Origin of the sequence: Thermostichus vulcanus str. 'Rupite' (genome assembly GCF_022848905.1) — a bacterium.
Taxonomy (GTDB): domain Bacteria; phylum Cyanobacteriota; class Cyanobacteriia; order Thermostichales; family Thermostichaceae; genus Thermostichus; species Thermostichus vulcanus_A.
Genome location: NZ_JAFIRA010000031.1, coordinates 1 through 19,794, shown reverse-complemented (window position 1 = coordinate 19,794; position 19,794 = coordinate 1). Strand labels below are relative to the sequence as shown.

Annotated in this window: 16 protein-coding genes; 2 read left to right on the top strand and 14 right to left on the bottom strand. The window is 57.0% G+C overall.

Translation table 11 applies throughout. The features are described from left to right. Positions 1-140: 140 nt before the first annotated feature. The 8 genes from JX360_RS11695 to JX360_RS11660 form a co-directional block, all read right to left on the bottom strand. Complete coding sequence (locus JX360_RS11695) at positions 141-1,475, bottom strand: ATP-binding response regulator (RefSeq protein ID WP_244351073.1); 1,335 nt, start codon at positions 1,473-1,475, stop codon at positions 141-143. Then, positions 1,462-2,133, bottom strand: coding sequence for an Hpt domain-containing protein (locus JX360_RS11690; protein ID WP_341830549.1), 672 nt, complete (start codon positions 2,131-2,133; stop codon positions 1,462-1,464). Before JX360_RS11690 ends, JX360_RS11695 begins: the two co-directional genes overlap by 14 nt. A 27-nt stretch (positions 2,134-2,160) precedes the next feature. Continuing rightward, positions 2,161-4,119, bottom strand: a complete 1,959-nt coding sequence (locus JX360_RS11685) for an ATP-binding protein (protein ID WP_244351057.1) — start codon at positions 4,117-4,119, stop codon at positions 2,161-2,163. After that, positions 4,106-5,329: an RNA-guided endonuclease TnpB family protein gene (locus tag JX360_RS11680; RefSeq protein WP_244351055.1), complete on the bottom strand. Its 1,224-nt coding sequence runs from the start codon at positions 5,327-5,329 to the stop codon at positions 4,106-4,108. The genes JX360_RS11685 and JX360_RS11680 overlap by 14 nt, the downstream gene beginning before the upstream one ends. A 52-nt stretch (positions 5,330-5,381) precedes the next feature. Continuing rightward, positions 5,382-7,871, bottom strand: a complete 2,490-nt coding sequence (locus JX360_RS11675; RefSeq protein WP_244351052.1) for a PAS domain-containing protein — start codon at positions 7,869-7,871, stop codon at positions 5,382-5,384. A gap of 155 nt (positions 7,872-8,026) precedes the next feature. Next, positions 8,027-10,846: a cation-translocating P-type ATPase gene (locus JX360_RS11670; protein WP_244351113.1), complete on the bottom strand. Its 2,820-nt coding sequence runs from the start codon at positions 10,844-10,846 to the stop codon at positions 8,027-8,029. 153 nt (positions 10,847-10,999) lie between these two features. Continuing rightward, complete coding sequence (hemL, locus tag JX360_RS11665; protein WP_244351049.1) at positions 11,000-12,310, bottom strand: glutamate-1-semialdehyde 2,1-aminomutase; 1,311 nt, start codon at positions 12,308-12,310, stop codon at positions 11,000-11,002. Between the two features lie 81 nt (positions 12,311-12,391). Next, entirely contained in the window at positions 12,392-12,772 is a 381-nt protein-coding gene (locus JX360_RS11660; RefSeq protein ID WP_244351046.1) for a response regulator, read from the bottom strand. Positions 12,773-12,852: 80 nt separating this feature from the next. Here JX360_RS11660 and JX360_RS11655 point away from each other — a divergent pair, with 80 nt between their 5' ends. After that, positions 12,853-13,680 (top strand): PhzF family phenazine biosynthesis protein, encoded by an 828-nt coding sequence (locus JX360_RS11655; RefSeq protein WP_279611453.1) that lies wholly within the window; start codon positions 12,853-12,855, stop codon positions 13,678-13,680. A 121-nt stretch (positions 13,681-13,801) separates the two neighbouring features. Here JX360_RS11655 and JX360_RS11650 read toward each other — a convergent pair whose 3' ends face one another. Together JX360_RS11650 and JX360_RS11645 are read right to left on the bottom strand one after the other, a co-directional pair. Then, positions 13,802-14,785, bottom strand: a complete 984-nt coding sequence (locus JX360_RS11650; RefSeq protein WP_244351035.1) for an apocytochrome f — start codon at positions 14,783-14,785, stop codon at positions 13,802-13,804. 104 nt (positions 14,786-14,889) lie between these two features. Further along, positions 14,890-15,408, bottom strand: a complete 519-nt coding sequence (locus JX360_RS11645; RefSeq protein WP_244351032.1) for a cytochrome b6-f complex iron-sulfur subunit — start codon at positions 15,406-15,408, stop codon at positions 14,890-14,892. Between the two features lie 136 nt (positions 15,409-15,544). On the opposite strand from JX360_RS11645, the gene JX360_RS11640 reads away from it, so the two are divergent. Further along, positions 15,545-15,862, top strand: coding sequence for a DUF3067 family protein (locus tag JX360_RS11640; RefSeq protein ID WP_244351016.1), 318 nt, complete (start codon positions 15,545-15,547; stop codon positions 15,860-15,862). Between the two features lie 6 nt (positions 15,863-15,868). Here JX360_RS11640 and JX360_RS11635 read toward each other — a convergent pair whose 3' ends face one another. Genes JX360_RS11635 through JX360_RS11620 form a run of 4 tightly spaced genes read right to left on the bottom strand, consistent with a single transcriptional unit; the run spans position 15,869 to position 19,596 of the window. After that, a complete protein-coding gene (locus JX360_RS11635) occupies positions 15,869-17,119 on the bottom strand; it encodes an ATP-binding protein (protein ID WP_244351015.1) in 1,251 nt (416 codons plus the stop codon). Continuing rightward, on the bottom strand, positions 17,116-17,493 hold the full coding sequence (locus tag JX360_RS11630) for a hypothetical protein (protein WP_244351013.1): 378 nt from the start codon (positions 17,491-17,493) through the stop codon (positions 17,116-17,118). Before JX360_RS11630 ends, JX360_RS11635 begins: the two co-directional genes overlap by 4 nt. A 6-nt stretch (positions 17,494-17,499) precedes the next feature. Beyond that, entirely contained in the window at positions 17,500-19,371 is a 1,872-nt protein-coding gene (locus JX360_RS11625; RefSeq protein WP_244351011.1) for an FAD-dependent oxidoreductase, read from the bottom strand. Positions 19,372-19,407: 36 nt separating this feature from the next. Then, positions 19,408-19,596 carry a DUF4351 domain-containing protein gene (locus tag JX360_RS11620; RefSeq protein WP_279611456.1) on the bottom strand — a complete coding sequence of 63 codons (189 nt, stop codon included), beginning with the start codon at positions 19,594-19,596 and terminating at the stop codon, positions 19,408-19,410. Between the last annotated feature and the right edge of the window lie 198 nt (positions 19,597-19,794).

Below are 19,794 nucleotides of genomic sequence, written 5' to 3'. Positions count from 1 at the left end.
TTCTGCCTCCTTGAGGTTGGCGGCATGATGGTGTGAGCATTGCACCATCCACCCTTAAATCATGGTGGAAGTCTTTTACCGATTGTATCATCTTGAGCTTGATACAAGTTTGATACAAGATTTCGAACGTGTAAACCCCGTTAGGAGTTGGAATTGGGTAGCTTTAGGTCTGGCAGCCTGAGGATAAACCAGGTCCATCCCGCTTGGCTGGTGACCCGAATCTGCCCCTGCAAATACTCCACCCATTGCTTTACCAACGCCAACCCTAGGCCACTTCCCTGTTGCGCCCAGGGATCCGCAGAGGGAACTCGGTAAAAGCGATCAAACAGACGGGGCAGCTCGGCAGCGGGAATCTGGGCTGTGTTTCCCACCCTGAATTCAAACCCCCCCGGCATGGGTTGGGCCTCGAGGCGAAGGGTTCCACCGGGTTGGGTAAACTTGCAGGCATTTTCCAGCAGTTCCTGCAAAATTTGGCTGAGGTGCTGCCGATGCGTATGAATTACGGCTGCAGGCGGTAGTTCGGCTATCTGCAGGGTTAAGTGTCGCGCCTGTGCCCGTTCCTGTACTCGGCCAAGTAGGCTCACCCAAAGACCGTTCAGATCGATGGCTGAGACGGAAGCCGCCAGTTCCTCGTTTTCTAGCCGTTGTAAATCCAGCAATTTGTCAATCAGATCGATCTCGGCGTGGCATTCCTCTAAGGCGATGCGGTGATATTGCTGTTGTTTCTCGTTCAAGGGTGTGCGACCCAAAAGTTGTAGGGCCAGCTCCACCTTGGTCAGGGGGGTGCGCAGCTCGTGCGACACGGTCGCCAGAAAGTCATCCTTGAGGCGGTGCAGGTGTTGCAGATCCTCCACCTGGCAGGCCAACTGGGCGGTGCGTTCTTTAACTTTCTCTTCTAGGGCCTGGTTCAGTTCCTGTAGGCGACGGCGGGCACGGCTGGCTTCGAGCAGATGACGAATGCGCCGCTTCAAAACTGGCCAATAAATGGGTTTGGGGATGTAGTCAGTGGCTCCTGCCGCAAAGGCCTTGGCCACGGAGGCTTCATCATCGAGGGCGGTTACCATCAAAATTGGCAGATCCGGATTTTGGGCATGCAGGCGGCGGCAACACTCAAACCCATCCAACTGCGGCATCACCGCATCCAGCAAGACCATGTCCGGCAGATGAGTGGCGAACGCCTCCAGACAGCTCTCCCCATCGCTGGCTTCGATCACCCTATAGCCTTCTTTGCCCATGACATGGCGGATCAACAACCGCTGGTTGGGGTCATCATCGCTGATTAACAGCAACGGTTGGGATTGGCCAGAGGGCGTCTTGTCTGCAATGGTGGAGGGTAGGTCAGGATCCCCATCCAAATCCGTGTGCAAGGGAGTTGAGGGATCCCTGGTTGCGGCGGCTGAGTCAGGGAAGCTATCCCCCTGCGGTGCCTCAGCGACCGGCAAAGAATCGAGTTCCGGTAGTTCAAGCGTCGGCATGGGGAGAGGAGTGGGGGGTGAGATAAGGTTCGGTAAGGGCAGCAAGGCTGAGGGCAACGCGCTGATATTCGACTTGTATTTGATTCAGCAACGACTGGGTGAGATTCCAGTCTATCGGTTCTGTTCGGGTCAGTGCCTCTATCTCCTGGCAGAGCTGGCTCAGCCCTTTCGCCCCCAAAGTACTGCTGCTGCCTTTGAAGCGGTGGGTCAATCGGAACAAGGCTTGCGGATCCCGTTCGCTAAGGGCTTTTTGCAGGGATCCCAGCTGGGTCTGTCCCTCTTGCAAGTAGATGCTGATCATCTCCTGGAGAACCGCTTGATCCTCTGGGCCAATCACTGCTCTCAGGGCATTGAATGTGGCTGCATCAATCGCATCTGGCGTATCTTCTGCTGGGACTGTAGATAGGACTGTTGAGCCAGATCTGAACAAGGAGGGCTGAGGAACGGATCCCTGGAGAACGCGCAATAGAGGGGCACGCTCTAGGGGTTTGGTCAGGTAATCATCCACCCCGGCAGCTTCTGCGGCTTCGCGGCTTTCTGCTAGCACATTGGCGGTGAGGGCAACGATACGGGGTTGGCGCTCTGGGGACAGTTCGGCACGAATCCGGCGGGTGGCTGAGATGCCATTCAACTCCGGCATTTGCATATCCATCAGCACCAGATCGTAGGGGCGCAGGTACAGAGCCTAGACGGCTTCTAAGCCATTGGCAACAATGTCCGGTCGGTAACCCAGTCGCTCCAACGTCAGGCGAGTTACTTTTTGGTTGATGGGGTTGTCTTCCGCCACCAAAATCCGCAGCGGATAGTGTTGGGCCATTTCCACATCCCAGTTGGAGCCAGTGGAGCGGGTGTGCCCATGGGCGGATTCTCCATCCCGGTCACGGCCCAAGATTTGCTGCACCAGGTTGCGCAATTGCGAGGCTTTCACCGGCTTGGTCAAGCAGGCGGAGATGGCGGGGTGTTGGGTGAGGGAATGTTGGTCGCGGGAGGTAAGCAAAATCAGGGACAGTTGCGGATCCCCCGCTTTCAGGGCAGCAGCCAAAGTCAGTCCATCCATATCCGGCATGTGGTAGTCGAGGATGGCCAGATCGAAGGGATGGTTTTCTAGGGTGAGGGCGGCGGCGGCTGAGGCACAGGCGACCACCTCCATGCCCCAGGCTTTCGCCTGGAGGGTTAAAATCTGACGATGGGTGGCGTTATCATCCACCACCAACACCTGTTTGCCCGTCAGGTTCAGTTGCGGTTGGGGTAAAGGGGTAGTGGACACCTCAAAGGATAGGCGAAAACGGAAGCTGGATCCCTCGCCCGGTTGACTGACGACCGTGATCTCACCCCCCATGAGCTGACAGAGCCGTTGGCTGATGGCCAAGCCCAGTCCTGTGCCGCCAAACTGCCGACTGATGGAGCCATCCACCTGGCTGAAGGGCTTGAAGAGCCGATGCAGTTTTTCGGGGGGAATGCCAATGCCGGTATCTCGCACCTGGAAACACAGCTCTTGCCGATGGGCCTCGGGATCCCAGTGGCCGGACTGGATGGTGAGCACCACTTCTCCGGCGGGGGTGAACTTAATGGCATTGCTGAGCAGGTTGGCCAGGATTTGGCGCAAACGGGCTGAGTCGCCGATCAGGGTATCGGGCAGGGTGGGATCGACTAGGGCGGCCAGTTCGATGGCTTTGTCTCGCGCTTGAATCGCCATCAGATCCAGGAGATCTTCCACCAGTTGCCGCAGTGAGAAGGGGTTTTCCTCCAGCTCTAGGCGCTCCGACTCGATTTTGGACAGATCAAGGATGTCGTTGATCAGGCTGAGCAGTACCTCACCGCCGTGGCGAATCGTTTGCACGAAGTCCCGCTGTTGCTCGTTCAGCTCTGTATCCAGCAGCAGACCCGTCATGCCGATCACCGCATTCATGGGGGTGCGGATCTCGTGGCTCATGGTGGCCAAAAATTCGCTCTTGGCTCGGTTCGCCGCTTCGGCGGCTTCGGCCATTTGCTGGGCCAACCGTGTGGAAGCTTGCAGCTGAGCTTGCGCTTCGCGGATAAAGGCTTCATTGCGCTGCTTTAGGTGGGCATTGACAAAAAGCTCCGCCAAAATTTGCAGCAGGGTAATATCACCGGCTTGCCATTGGCGCTGTTGGCGCACAGCATCAAACCCGACAAAGCCCAGGCAAGTTTGCTCAAAGTAAAGGGGAATGGCGAGTAGGGACCGGATCCCTTGCGGTTCCAGAACTTGCCGTAAGGGATCCATTGGGGGAAGGGCAAACAGATCCGGCAGAATATAGGGCTCCCCATGCCGATGACGGTCGAGAAACTGGGATACTACTTCTAGGGGAACAGCCTGTAAGTGCTCGATTTGCGGCTCAATCCCCACCTGGCACCACTCGTGGGTATTGCAGGTGATCCCTTGCTCGAAGTCGTAGGTGAACAAATAGGCCCGATCCACCCCGACAAATTGCCCCACTTCCTGGAGAGCTTGCTGAATACGCTCGTCCAGCGCCGCCTCCGAGGCATTAATAAACTGCATCGAAAGATCGATCAACAGCCGCTCCAGGCGGGAACGGTAATCCAGCTCATCTTGGGCCAATTTGCGCTCGTTGACACTCCCCCGGTTAGAAACCGGGGGATTCTCCCTTCTAGCCCCTTGCAACCTTAGACTGCAAGGTATTCATGGAGTTCAGGGGATTGCCAACTACCCCATCCCCTGAGCCGACCCTACCTATTACGGGCAGGGCTTCTTTTAGACTCAAGGGACACGAAAACCCGTCCCACTGGGCTAGGTTCATTGCGGCATTCCAGTCGGCATCACAGCAATACCCGTCCTGCCCAGTGAACAGATGCCCACTCCTTTTCCCAATGGCCTCCGGCCCTGCGGAGCAGATCAATCCTGTCCTGTGGTCGGTTTTGGATGTGTAGGCAGCAGGGCGCTTGTGTAGAGTTCTACCTGCCATCTCCAGCTTGTAGGCAACCTTCCACTCCAGGTCGTAGTACGACCAGGTATGGCGCGATTTCCCGGCATCCGAACGCGCCTTCTGGCTCTGTCTGGATTGGCGGATACCTGAGAGGTCTTCCATCCACACATCTGCATTTACCGCATTGGCAAACCGCACAATGCGACGGCTAACGGTGTGGTTGACCGCCCTCATCCAACGGGCTTCTTTGCGCTCCAGTCGCTTGAGTGCTCGGTATTTACCCGCCTGTTGCAACTGGGCACGACGCTTCTGGAAACGACGACGACGATAGGCTACCTCTCCACCCCCAAAAAACACCGCCCGACCCCAACGGGTGGCCGCCACTGCCAAACGGTTCTGCCCCCGGTCAACACCCAGTCGCTCCGTACTCTTCACTTCGGGAACTTCCCAAGTGATAGATACAACCGCGTACCAACAGCCCCGTAGCTTCATGAGTTTCAAGGTTCCCCGTTCACAATCCTGCTCGGCCAGGATGCGCTCAAGACGCTCGGCATAGTAGGAACTGCCAACCTCAAGGGGAACCCGCTTGTCACCCTGAATCGTGGGAAAACTCACCGAGTAGGTGCTACCTACTTTGTGCAGCTTCCAGTTTTGGTTGTTGACCTCTGGCCAGAACACTTTGAAGTGTTTGACCCGCTGGCCGGCTTTCCCCTTCAGGACACGAATCACCTGGTTGGAGAGGGCCGACTTGAGTGGTGTCACCACTTTGGCGGTTGTTAATGCTTTTCGTTCCTTCGGACTGATGCGGAGCAGTTCGTTTGCCAGTTCGGTTGTCGCACAAACCGTCTGGTCGAACATCTCTGCTTTGACCGCATCGCCCTCCGGGCGGTGCGGAGCACCATTGAGGTCAAGAAACTTGAGCTTGAGTGTGGTGGTGACCCGTTTCATGCAGACTATTGTATGTACTATTTCTGTTGCTGAATAAATTCAGCCTGTGCGCTCATATCCCCCGGTTGGAAACCGGGGGCTTTACGCTGCTTTTCGTAATATCCACTGCGGTGGAAACCAAGCGCGGGATCCCGCGCAGCAACATCGGCTGGACAAACACATCTTCCCAAAAGATCTGGCCATCCGCCCGCCGCGACCGCCACTCAAACCGCACCGCTCCCATTTGGCGCACCTGCTCTAGGTAGGGCAGCACATCCGCATAGCTGTAGGGGGAGGTATCGAAGATGTCGTAGGCTTGCAATTCCTCCAAGCTAGACAGCCCATAGGAGGCGATGGCACGCGGATTGGCATCGATGATCTCGGCGGTTTCGGCATCATGAATCATGATGGAAACGGCAGCATTGTCGAAGAGGGCGCGGAATTGTTGTTCGCTTTCTTGCAGGGCAAGTTCCGCCAGCTTTCTCTCCGTGACATCCATGGCCGTGCCAAAAATACGCACAACCGTTCCATCCACCTGTTCCGCTTGGCTACGGGCGCTCAGGTAGCGAACTTCTCCGTCGGCACGCAGAATGCGGAAGTCACAGCTTTGCGGGATCCCTTGTTCAAGGGTGGCCTGCACATACTTCAGCCAGAGTTGGCGATCTTCGGGGTAAATTTGCTCTAGGTGCTCTGCAAAGCTGGGGGGCGGCTGTTCTGGTGACAACCCAAACAGGTGAAAAATTTCTTCTGACCAGGTGATCTGCTGGCTAGCCACCTCATAAGACCAGTTGCCCAGTTTGGCAATCCGTTGGGCCTGTCTCAGTTGCTTGGTTTTCTCCCAGAGAGACTGCTCGGCGATCACCCGATCCGTGATATCCCGCACGATCACCATCACCTCATGCTCATTGAGAGGAACAACACGGGCTTCTTCGTGGCGCAATTCCCCTTCTGTGACCTCAATGCTGTATTCGTAGATTTGCCGCTCCTGGGTGGAAAGGGCCAACTGAATAAACAGCATCCGTTGATCCGCTAAGTCGGGGGGCAGGATGGTATAGATGGACTGGTGCAGAGCCTCCTGGAGGGTGCCGCGCAAACGAATATCTCCACCGGAAATAAAGTTCAAACAGGTGCCCTGTGCGTCGAAGCGCATGATTAGATCGGGAATGGCCTGCAAAATGGCCCGCTGTGTATTTTCAATTTCCTTCAGGGCTAGCTCCGCTTGTTTACGCTCGGTGATATCTCGCACCAAGACGTAAACCTTATCGGTTCCCTGGGGTACCACACAGGCTTCGCGGTACTGTGGGATCCCTTCTAGAAACTCCGTCTTGTATTCCCAATACTGGATCTGCTGGGTATCTAGAGCCTGGTTAATCAGCGCTTGGTACTGCTCTACATCCGCCGCTGGAAAGAGTTCCTGTCCATACCGACCTACATAGGCCTCGGCGGGATAGTGAGTGGGGAACCCGTGTGGCGCTTTACAACTGAGAATGTATCCGGCACGGGTCACCTCCAGAATCATGTCCGGGATGGCTTCGTAAAGGGCGCGGTAGCGAAGCTCGCTTTCCCGCAGCGCCTGTTCTGACCTGACCCGATCGGTCATGTCCCGTACAATGATCAGGGCTTCATCGGGGCCACTGGGGACAATGCGCACCTCTTGGTACTGCACCCTGTCACCAAGCGGGATCTGCTGCTCGTAGAGTTGCAACTGGCCGGTATTGAGGGCAGCTTGGATCCCATCCCACTGCTTTTGGGCCACCTCCTGCGGCAAGTAGGTGAAGATTGTTTTCCCGATCGGATCCACATCGCTGGGCACTAGGTCGTTAAAGACGGTGGTGTGGGAATAACTGAGGTAAACCCCCTCTCGACTGACGCGAGCCATCAAGTCGGGAATGACCTCCCACATGGCCTGGTACTGGGCCTGTCGCTCTTGCAGCAGTGCTTCCTGGTGCTTGCGCTCGCTAATATCGCGGCTGGTGATCAAAATGCCATCCCCGATCGGCACCACCTGATGATGTAGCCAGTTGGCCACCAAGCCCGGCTGTCCAGAAATGGGAAATTCTTCTTCCAGGCTGGTTTGGGTTTCCACCACCTGTTTGTACTTCTCGAAGAACCCGCCCGAGCGGTTGATCGGCAGCAGCTCGCACAGGCGTTGGCCGAGGATCGCCTCGCGCGGGAGGGAGACCAGTTCCGCCCCTTTCGAGTTCAAATCCACAAAAACAAAATCCAGGATCTCTTGGCTGAGGGGATCCCGTACCGCATCCAACAGATAAATGGCATCCAAGCTGGCTTCAATCGCAGCCCGGAAGCGGGTGTCAAGACTTGAAACAGTACCTGTTGCTTTGTCTGTTGTTGTTTTGAAAACAAGAAAGCGTTGCCGCCCCCACAGGCCCAGATTAACCAGCAGCAGCAGCCCAAAGGCAGCCCAACCCCAGCCAGCAGTTTCCCAACAGACATCCAAACTGGCCAATGACAAAGGGGCAGGGATCCCAAAGTTTCCCATGCCCAGGGTTGCCAGTGCTACCCAAGCCCACCTGTGCATACTGTAAAAAGTCAGACCAGCCAACGGAGCCGCTTGACCCTACTTTAGCTAGCTTGCCTACGGAAATAGCCTCAGTATGGCCCAGCTTGATCTTAGCGAGTGACTTTATCGGGGCGTGTTCTTTTTTACAAAGAGCTGAGGATGGCCCACCTTCGAGTCGGGATGGGCTTGGTTCCTGGCTAGGTTGTGGGGGCAGGCTCGGGTTGTGAGGGCCGGGATCCTTGTCGCCAGCGGAAATAAAGTTTTTCCATCTCCACCCAAACCATGATCAGGCTGCTGAAGCCCATGCAGATCCAAAGTTCATCGCGGGTCAAGGCTTCGGTGCCAAAGAAATTTCGCAGGAAGGGCACATAAAGAAGGGCAAATTGAAGGAGAAGGGTAGCCAACACCGCCCAAAACAGGTAGGGATTGGAAAAAGGATTGGTTTCAACGATCAGCTTGTTGTTGGAGCGCACCGCAACCGCATGACCCATCTGAGCAACGCACAAGGTTGTGAATACCATCGTGCGCCAATGGAGGGTATAATTCTCCACAATGAGCATCATGATGATTGTGGTGATGGCAAAGAAGACCCCGATGCGCACCATATAAGCCCCCAGGCCCTGGGCGAAAATGCTCTCCTTAGGGCTAAAGGGGGGTTTATCCATCACCCCCGGTTCAGCCGGTTCCATGGCCAAAGCCAAAGCAGGTAAACCATCGGTGACGAGGTTCATCCACAAAATTTGCAGTGGGGTCAAAGGCACAGCCCCAAGACCCAAAATTGGCGCGGCTGCCACCGTTAATACCTCACCGATGTTGCTGCCCAAAATATATTTCACAAAGCGACGGATATTGCTGTAGACCACTCGTCCCTCTTCAATGGCGGCAACGATGGTGGCGAAATTGTCATCCAGCAAGACCATATCGCTGGCTTCTTTGCTCACGTCGGTGCCCGTAATACCCATGGCAATGCCGATATCCGCCTGACGCAGAGCCGGGGCATCATTCACCCCATCGCCGGTCATGGCTACAAACTGGTTCTGTTTTTGCAGCGCCTGTACAATGCGCAGTTTGTGTTCGGGGGCAACACGGGCATACACATTGACGGTGCGTACGGTTTCCAGCAGCTCATCGGCACTCATGCGGGAGAGGGCACGCCCTTCCACCGCTCGGTCGTCTGGCCCGATAATGCCCAGGTCACGGGCAATGGCGACAGCCGTCAGTTGATGGTCACCGGTGATCATCAGGGTGCGGATCCCAGCCGCTTGGCAGCGAGCCACCGCTTCTCGTGCTTCCGGTCGTGGGGCATCGTGCATTCCCACCAATCCGAGCCAGATCAGGTTTTGTTCTACTTCCTCTAGGTTGCTTGGGATCCATTCCAACTCTAGGGTGGCCACTCCCAAAACCCGTGTGCCCTGAGCTGCCATTTGGTCGTTGGTGTTGAGAATATCCTGGCGAACCTCTTCCGAAAGCCAACGCCAACCCTCGGCGTTCTGAATGCGATCACACCGCTCCAGCACCAGTTCCGGGGATCCCTTAACGTAAACGCGGAAGCCACCTTTCTCCTGAATGACCACGCTCATGCGCTTGCGCTCGGAGCTGAAGGGCAACTCCTGTACCCGTGGGCATTGCTCTTGTAGAGAGGCTTTTTGCAGATTGGCTTTGGCCGCCGCCACCAGTAAGGCTGCTTCCGTCGGATCCCCCAAGATCGACCAGGTGGGTGAGGGAGGTTGGGATGAGACGGCAGAACGGGGATTGCGCACCCCAGCCGGCTGGATGTTGGCCTGCAACAAGGCATCATTACAGAACACGGTTGCCCGCAACACCGCCAACAAATCCGGGGCTCCCTGCGGATCCACCGGTTCTCCCCTGCAGTAAAAGGATCCCTGCGGAATGTAGCCTGTGCCGGTCAGGTGGTAGTGATGGGAGGCCGTGACAATCTCGGTGACCACCATCTTGTTTTCCGTGAGGGTGCCGGTTTTGTCGGAGCAAATCGTGGTGACGGATCCCAGGGTTTCTACAGCTGGCAAGCGCCGGATCAGGGCATTCCGCCGCACCATGCGTTGGGTGCCAATCGCTAGGGTGACGGTGATCACTGCCGGCAACCCCTCCGGTACCACCGCCACCGCCATACTCAAGGAGGTTTCCAGCAGGGAAGTAAAGGGGGCCATATTCCCCGCCTGCAACAAACCCACCACCACCACCACCGCCACTAGGGCTAAGGAACCGAATACCAGCACATTCCCCAGTTGGTTCATGCGCCGTTGCAGAGGGGTGGGTTCGGTCTCCACCGATTGCAACAGAGTTGCTACTTTGCCCAACTCGGTGCGCATACCGGTACTGGTGACCAAGAGGATCCCGCGCCCCTGCAGCACCTCTGTACCCATAAAGGCCATGTTACGCCGCTCCCCCAGCTCGGTGTCTGCCGGGAGCACACAGTCCGCCTGCTTAACCACCGCCACCGCCTCACCAGTCAAGGCAGCTTCGCGCACCTGCAAATTGACGGCTTCCGCCAACCGTCCATCCGCCGGGATCTGTACCCCAGCCTCTAGGAGCACTCGATCTCCTGGCACCAACTTGCTGGCAGGAATCTCTTGCCACAACCCGTCTCGCTCTACCCGTACACTGGGGGAAGCCAGTTTTTTCAGGGCCGCCAGTGCTTTTTCCGCCCGACTTTCCTGCAGGTAACCCAGGCCGCCATTTAACCCGACAATCAGCAGAATGGCCAGGGCATCTTTCGGAAATTCTCCCTCTTCTATGGCCAAAGCCGCTGAAACCGCCGCCACCGCAATCAGCATCAGCAGCATGATGTTACTGAATTGGTCAAGCAATACCTGCCAGCGACTGCGGCCAGAGGTGGCAATCAACTCATTGGGGCCGTACTCCTGCTGTCGTTGGAGCACCTGCTGAGTGGTTAGGCCGCGATCGGGATCCGTTTGCAGCTTCTGAGCGGTGGCGGCCAGGGTGAGGGTATGCCAAGCAGGAGCAGAAGAAACAGGGGATCCAGCAGCAGGGATCATCATGGCCACTCAAGGGTTCTTGCCAAATTGTACGCTAGCTTACGGATCCCTCTCCAGTTGCAAGGTTGAGCAGCAGCCCCCCAGCGTCTTCGCAAAACTCTTCGCTGCTGCCGGGGGAAGACCTAGGTGTGACTGCTTACCAGGGGATCCCGTCTACAGGGTACTCAACACCTGCCGCGCTGCCGCCAAGGTCTGCTCCACATCCGCCTCCGTATGGGCTAGGGAGGTAAAGCCTGCCTCAAATTGAGAAGGAGCCAGGTAGATCCCCTGCTCCAACATGCCGCGATGGAAGCGGGCAAACTTTTGCAGATCCGAGGTTTTGGCCTCTTCATAATTGCGAACGGGCCCGGCGGTGAAAAACAGGCCAAACATGCCCGGCAAATAGCCCCCACAGGCGGCATGCCCAGTTTCTTGGGCCACCTGTAATAATCCATTGGCCAGCTTTTCAGTGATCCGTTCCAAGTACTCGTAGGTGCCGGGACGACGCAGAATTTGCAGCGTCTGGATCCCTGCCGTCATGGCCAAGGGATTGCCCGATAGGGTCCCTGCTTGATACATCGGCCCTGCTGGAGCCACCCACTCCATAATCTCCCGCCGACCGCCATAGGCCCCCACCGGCAAGCCACCGCCAATCACTTTCCCTAGGGTGGTTAAATCGGGGGTCACCCCCAGCTTGGCCTGAACACCGCCATAGCTGATGCGAAACCCGGTCATCACCTCATCAAACACCAGCAGCGCCCCGTACTGTTGAGTCAGGTCTCGTAAACCTTGTAAAAAGCCCGGCTGCGGCGGGATAAAGCCGGCATTGCCCACCACCGGCTCCAGGATCACGCCCGCAATCGAGTCAGGGTTTTGCTCAAATAGGGCCTTAACCGCTTCAAGATCGTTGTAGGGTGCGGTTAGGGTAGCACTGGTAACCGCTTTCGGTACCCCAGGGGAATCCGGCAGCCCCAGGGTAGCGACTCCGGATCCCGCTTTCACCAGAAACATATCCGCATGGCCGTGGTAGCAGCCTTCAAACTTGATCACCTTTTCCCGACCGGTGTAGGCTCGCATCAGGCGCAGCACCGCCATACAGGCTTCGGTACCCGAATTGACAAAGCGCACCATCTCCACGCTGGGCACTGCCTCGATCACCAGTTCCGCCAGTTGGTTTTCCAAAACACAGGGAGCGCCAAAACTGGTGCCTTTACTGAGGGCTTTTTGTAGCGCTTCAATCACCTCCGGGTGGGCATGGCCGACAATGGCAGGCCCCCAGCTCCCGATGTAGTCGATGTATCGATTGCCGTCTACATCCCAGGCATAGGCCCCTGAGACGCGGTCGAAAACAACGGGATCCCCACCCACCGACTTAAAGGCCCGCACCGGTGAACTGACCCCGCCCGGCATCAAGGTTTTGGCCTGGGCAAAAATTTGCTTGGATTGGGTGGTGTTAAAGGAGGTGGGGTGAAGGGTGCTGGTCATAACGGACTCAATGCGACGCATTACTCAGGCTAGCAGGCAACAGAACGCACAAGTAGGTTGCTCCCCCTGCAAGAGAAACCTTTAATAATCTGCAACTTTTTGCCTCTGGCGGCTGGGCAGCAGGGCTTCTACTTGGTTGAGCAGCTCGTATTCCAGGCAGGGCTTGGTCAGGTAAGCATTGGCCCCCAGTTGCATGGCCAGACGACGGTGCTTTTGGCCGCTGCGGGAGGTGAGCATGACCACCGGGATCCCGGCCAAGTGGGAGACTTTGCGCCGTTGATTCAGAAACTCGAAGCCATTCATGCGTGGCATTTCCACATCACAGAGGATCAAATCGGCGGGCTGCTGCTGTTCCAGTTGAGCTAGGGCCTCCTGTCCATCTCGGGCTTGGACCACCTCGTAGCCGGCACGCTCCAACTGTCGGGCCAGCGTTTGCCGTAACTTAGATACGTTTGAGTGCAAGTCAATGCTGTGCAAGAGTGGGAAGGCTGGCGCAGATTCAGATTATTCATGAGGGAAATTTTGTCCTGAAGAGAGGGTTTATGGAGGGTGTGCGGATCCCGTTCTTTCAAGTCGATGCTTTCACCCAGAAGCCCTTTGCGGGCAATCCAGCCGCCGTTTGTTTGCTCACAAAAGAGGGGTTGGCGGAGCCGCTCCTGCAGCAGATTGCCGCCGAGAATAATCTTTCGGAAACTGCCTTTTTGCTGCCCCAGGGATCCCAAGGCACCACTCTCCACTACGAACTGCGCTGGTTTACCCCGACCACAGAAGTGGATCTGTGCGGTCATGCTACCTTGGCCAGTGCCCATGTGCTGTTTACCCAAGTGGATCCGCAGGCGGAGGTGGTCGAGTTTTCTACCCGCAGTGGTCTGTTGCGGGTGCGGCGCCAAGGGGAGCGTTTGGTGATGGACTTTCCCGCCCAAGCCTTGGAGCCATGGCCGGAAGCACTGGAGAGGGTGTCAGCAGCGTTGGGGGTTAGGCCTCTGGAGTTGTATCAAGGGGGACTAGGGTTGGCGGTCTTGGCCTCTGCCCAGCAAGTGCAGCAGCTGCAGCCGAATATGGCCGAGATCAAGGCCCTGGCCAGCACAGGGTTGATCGTCACCGCTCCCGCAGAGGAGTTAGATGGAGAGGAGCTGGATTTTGTCTCTCGCTTTTTCGCCCCACAACTGGGGATCCCGGAGGATCCGGTGACAGGAGCAGCCCATTGCCTGCTCATACCCTACTGGGCCAAACGGCTGGGCCAATCTGAACTGACGGCCCGCCAAGTTTCTGCGCGTGGGGGTGAGTTGTTTTGTCGAGATCTCGGATCTCGTGTGGAAATCGCTGGATATGCCGTGCTGGTGATTGTGGGAGAGCTTTTGCTGAACTAGCAGAAGATGAAGGGAAAAAGCACCCCAGAAGGCTCTAGGGTGCTGCTTATAATCGATGCGGTTGGATGCGATTGATACAAGGTGAACCCAAGGGGTGAGGGGGAGGTGGATTGAGGATCCCTTAGCCAAGAATCTCCGCCGCTTGGATCAGCTCCACCTGCTTCTTCTTCAGCACCAGCACCACCTGAGCGATGAACACTGCCGCCAGGAAGGCCAGGAGCCACTTCACCCGATCCGGGCTTTGTAGCACCAGATCCCGCTCCACTTGTCCGAAGCCACCCACATTGGGGTTGTTGGTAACGGGATCCCCTTCCTTCACACTGTCGCCAAGGTTGATTATTAGGTCTGGGCCCGGTGGTAATACCAGGTTTTGGATCCCGTTTTCCGTCTCGAAGCTGAGCACTCGGGTGCCCGGCAGCTCGTATTCAGGGGGAACCAAACTGGCCAAATCAGCCGGTAAATCACTGATATCCGACTCGATTAAAGCAACACTGACCAAGCGGCCTGTGGCTGGAGCGCGGAAGACGTTGTTGTTGCTGAGGCTGCCATCGGGGTTGAGCTGGCCGCGTCCCCGATTCGCTCCCACAAACACCTTGTATTTCATGAAGGCCACCGAGGGATCCTCAGCCGGATCGGGGGCAACCACGGGGAAGACAATTTCTTGATGCTCCTCTCCCGCCAGTGGCCCCACCAAAAGGATGTGAGGCTTCTCATCGCTATAGGGAGTAATGTAGGTTTCGGCAGTTTCTTCCCGCTGCGCTTCGGTCATTTCCTCTTCGGTGGCGAGGCGGAAGCCTTCCGGCAACACCACCACCGCCCCCACGTTTAATCCTCCCTTACTGCCATCAGCTAGCAGCTGCTGTTTACTGAGGTCGTAAGGGATCCCGACTTTGATATCGAACACCTGACCGGGAGTCACCGCCTGCGGTACCTCAGCGCGGGTGGGCATGGCATTCAGGTGGCAGTTGGCGCAAACAATCTTTCCGGTCGCTTCACGGGGGTTGTCGTAGGCCATTTGGGCGTAGTAGGGGAAGGCTGCCGCCGGACGAGTTCCCATCCCTAATAGCAGCAGCAACGCACACAGGGCCAAGCAAATTCGCTTCATATCTCGGCTCAGACTTTCAAAAGGGTTCGCATCAGCGGAGTGCAACTGGGTCGTTAAGTTGAGTTACAGCTTTTGCCGCTGTTCTCAGCTCAGGTCAACCGGCCTTAGGCATCACGGAAGTCGGCTTCTTTCCAGGGGCTAAAGCGAACATTGTCGCCTTCCACGGTGGCACTAACCAGCTCCAGAGAGCGGGGTGCTGGCCCCCGTACCACCTTGCCGTTGGCCGCATACTGGGATCCATGGCAGGGACACTTAAATAGGTTTTCCCCCACATTCCAGGGCACCACACAGCCGAGGTGGGTACAAACGGCATTGAGGCCATAGTTGGCTATAGCACCGTCATTGATCACGATGTAGGTGGGATCCCCTTTCAAACCTTGGGCCAACACCCGGTCGGTGCTGGCATGAGTGGCCAGCAGCTCGCTGACACGGATCGGTTTACCAAGGGCATCCTGGGCCAACAGCCCCTCACCGCCTCCCCCGGAAGAAGGCGGAATGAAATACTTCACCACCGGGTAGAGGGCACCCAGCACCACAACCCCCACAGAGCCACTCAGGAGGGCATTCATAAAGACACGTCGGCCCATGGGGGGCGCTTCAAAGTTGCGAACGGCTTCCGTCATAATGGCGAGTGCAGACCTGAGATTGTCTTAATGTTCGTTGATAAACGAGTTCATCCTAACTGACCCCTCCCACCAATATCGTTAAGAAATACAACAGCTCTCCCGCGGGGAGTGTGCAGACAATGGGCCAAACCTGATGACGGGATCCGACTTTCAAGCTTTGCTCCAGGAGAAATGGGGCCATTCCTACGATGTGCAACTGCGGCGCGTCAACCAAAAGGTGGTGCTGCTGGTGATGTGGCGCTACCTAGAGCAACCGTCTTTTCCGATGAGCGAAGCTGAGTATCTTGCCCATTTGCAGGACATTGTTGCTCACTTGCAAGCTTGGGGAGTATGGGAAGCGGTTCAAAGGGAAATCAAAGCCACCCGCCAAAAACCCCGCATGGGCAAAGCGGTAACCATCCCGCTTGACTTGGCTGGGATGGGGGAACGGGCCTCGGAGTGGCTGCTGTGATGCTTCTTATTCCTCAACTCCTGCAACCTTGACCAAACCGGCTCCGATGGCATCCAAAAACTGGCGGGCGGTGCGACCGGAAAAGCCGTTTTGCTGCTGTGCCCAGATCAAAGCTTGGCGGCGCAGGGCTTTGGGATCATAGGTAAGAGCCCGTTGGTTGGCCAAGTGCTCAATTGTGGCCAGGTAATCGGCTTGGGTGAAGGGGGTGAAGGTGAGGGTGAGGCCAAAGCGATCCCGCAGCGACAGTTTCTCCTGAACCGTATCCCAGGCGTGCACCTCTTGATCCTCAGGGTTGGGCCGATCCGGGAAGAACTCCCGAATCAAATGGCGGCGGTTGGTGGTGGCATAGAGGCGTACATTCGGCGGTTGCGCGGCAATATCCCCCTCCAACAGCACCTTGAGCTGCTTAAAGTCAGTCTCATCCGCCTCAAACGACAGATCATCCACAAACAAAATGAAGGGCAGCACCCGTGTGCGCAGATCCTGCAGAATCTCTGGCAAGTGGATCAGATCGGCCCGGTTTAGCTCCAACAGGCGCAACCCTTGCCCGCCATAGCGACTAAGCAGTGCCTTCACCAGGGATGATTTGCCCGTGCCGCGTGCCCCATACAGCAACACATGCAAGGCGGGATCCCCGCGCATCAGCGCTTCAGTATTGGCCGCTAGCTGCTGTTTTTGCCGCTCATTGCCGTAGATCCCATCCCAATCGGGCAAATCAGGGGTCGGGATCCCTTGCAACCCAATTCCTCCCCAGCGAAAAGCTCGGTATTGCCCACACAACCCCACTCCCACCTGCCGATAATGGGCGATCAACCCCTCTAGACTCAGCCCCCAATCGGGAAAGTGGCGCGGATCCCAGCCCGTTCCGACTTCCCCATCCGGCCAGTGGATCCCTAAGCCCAGCGCCTGCACCTGTTCCCAAATGGGCTCTTGGCTATCCGCCAGGGTTTGCAGGCACTTCAGGTCATGTCGAGCCGCCTGCATCAGGGGCGCCGGGATCCCCTGCGGTCGCAGGGCTGCCCGCGAAAAGGGGTTATCCGCCAGTCGGATTGCCTGAATCAGCCATTCCCGCCAGCTCAAGTTCTGCTCAGCCAGCAACTCAAACCACCGGCCATACGCCTGCAGACCCAGCAAGGGATCCCCTTCCGCCAACTGTTGAATCAGCGCCTGCCAAGCCAGCAGCATCGGATCCCGCAGGATGTCCCGAAACACCAGCAGTTCAGCTGCCGCCTCGGCAGCTTTTTCTAGAGGGGTCATGGTTCCTCTTCCGCAGAGGATCCGCGGGTAATATCCCGGCGCCCCAATTCGTACAGACCGCCACTAACACAGGCAATCAACCCACAAGATACCCCCCAGCTTTTGCCCAAAGACAGCTCCGTCAGCGCCACCACCAGGATGGATCCCAGCAGAAAAGGGGTGAGGCTAAGCAGCGAGGCCAAGGCCCCGGTGGGGTCAAACGGGATCCGCTGTTCCCAACTCGACTGCAACCGTCGATGCAACGGCGAAAAGCCCCACATTAACCCCAAGCACCACAGCGCCATACCTGCCCACAAAGAGGGGCGGATCATCTCCCAAGGCACCACCATCCCACCGGGCTCCATGCTCAAGCTCAACGCCAGAATGCTCTCCATCCTAGGCTAGCGGGGATCCGCCCATTCAGTGGCAGTAATGGTGGTACCGGGAAATTGGATCGGGTTGCCCAAACTCTGGATCTGGGCTTGCAAGGCGGGCAAAAGCTGCAAATCCAAAAGCGGTTCTTGCACAATCTCCGCCGGGATGAGATCTCGCTCCAGAGCAAAGTGAGCGGTATGTCCAGCCGCCGTGCCAATCGCCCATTCCACCGGATGTACCCGATAGGATCCACTGGCAATACGACTGGTGGCGATATTTTTATTACCCGCTAAGAGATTATCCACCCGCTGCGGGATCAGGGCCCGCAAAGGAATCTGGTAGGGATACGTGGGAGCCTGTGAGTCTTTGTTGTTGCTGGGGGGTAGCGAAAAATCCGGCAACAGGCAGTCGTGAAAATCAATCGGGTACTGACCAATGCCGACTGAGTCGTAAAAGATAAACGGGCGACCCCGGTTCAAATCGGATTCTCGCGTGGTGATATCCGACTCATAAATCGTGAACCCCTGCGGGTAAGCTTTGCTGGGTCGGCCAATAATGCGCCGCGATTCGCGGATGTAGGGATACTTAGAAAGGCCACTGGCGGATCCCATCGGGCTATCGGCTCCTTCCAGATAGCCATAGCGCAGGTAGTAGTCCTTCTGAAAGGTGGGATCCTCCTGTTGCAATAGAAAATCGGTGGTTCCTGCCACCAACCAGTAGAAAAAGCCTTTGGCGTGTTGTTCCCCCCGCAGCAGCGCTTCCGGTCGTAGCCCCCCCATCCAACCCCCGGGATCCAGTTGCCCGGAGGCTTGCAGTTGCGCATCGGTGAGGATGAGATTTTTCTCCGGCCCCGTTATCCGCCAATCGTTGCCCCAAGTCCAGTTTTGCATCGACTGATCCCCCACCCGGATCGCTTCTTCCCCAAAACCGGGTACCTGACCGAGAATGCGCCGGTAGGTAAAAATAAGGGGAAAACTAAAGCGGGGATGCTCATAGCTGTAGTAAGGGCCATGCAGCGGGTCATCGTAAAACTCCGGTCTCACCGGCAGCTGCGGCAGCGGCAACCGCTCCATGACAAAGGTATAGGTAAAGCCCTGGGTACAGTAGGGATCCACATAGGGCTTGGAGCTGGGTTCCCAACGGCTTTCTCCGTCCGTTCCTAAGCGGTAGGGCACCCGAGCTAGGGGCAGCAGCTCCCCCGTTTCCGTGGCATCGATCACCACCCAAGGCAGGGTTTGGCTCTGTCGTCCTACCGGGGGAACAAAGCGCAGGATCTCCTTGTCCCAATCTTCTGTCGGTTCTAGGCGATAAAAATCCAGCAGATAGCTGGAGAGATCCCCCCGTTGCTCCGGCTCGACACCGGCATGTTTGGGAATGTTACGGATCGCTTGCACGCTGCGAATTTGGTTATTGCGCAATTCCAGATCCTTGACCACCGTTTCGGTAAACAGCTGCAACTGCCCCGACTGCAGATACGGCTCCAACATCTGACGGATCACCCGGTGGCCCACCTGCGGTGAAAAACACAGCACACTCACCCAGCACTTACCCGGATTCGGATCCCCGCCATATTCCGCCCGTACCCGCTGGCGAAACTCGCTATATCCCCTCGGAAAAATATCATTCTCTCGCTGCAAAGGCCGCTCATCCAGAGCCGAGACCCCCTGGGCGCTCACCTGGCCACCGATCCAATCGGTGATCTCCGTCATGCACACCTGCCGGCCCAATTGCAGGGCATCGTAAGCCGCCGCCACTCCCCCCAGGCCACCCCCCGCAATGAAAATCTCACAGGTGACCGAGGTTTCTGGTACCGGTGCAGATGGGGTTTGGGCCATGCCTCTTCCCGAGCTGAGGATCCCTAACCCCAGCAACACCGCACCCCAGACTTTCCCGTTCATTACGCTTACCGCTCCACACCCCTAACGTTACTTAGGCTAGACGGATTTGGCACGGTAGAGGATCCCGAATGTTTTCTCCAGCCTCTGTAGCGGAAGGAGTCGATTGGAAATTCGTGAGTGCTCTGTCAGCCAAGCTTTCAGCTCAGCTAGGGATCCAAACTCCAGCAGGGCTTCACCCAGTAATTCGATCTGCTCCAGAGACAAACCGCGAATTTGGGCCTCCAGCTCTACATCCCAACGCTATGCCTACAGCACACTACGCGAATACCCTAGCTGTTGACACTCCCCCGGTTTCTAACCGGGGGATTCTCCCTTCTAGCCCCTTGCAACCTTAGACTGCAAGGTATTCATGGAGTTCAGGGGATTGCCAACTACCCCATCCCCTGAGCCGACCGTACCCATTACAGATACGGCTTCTTTTAG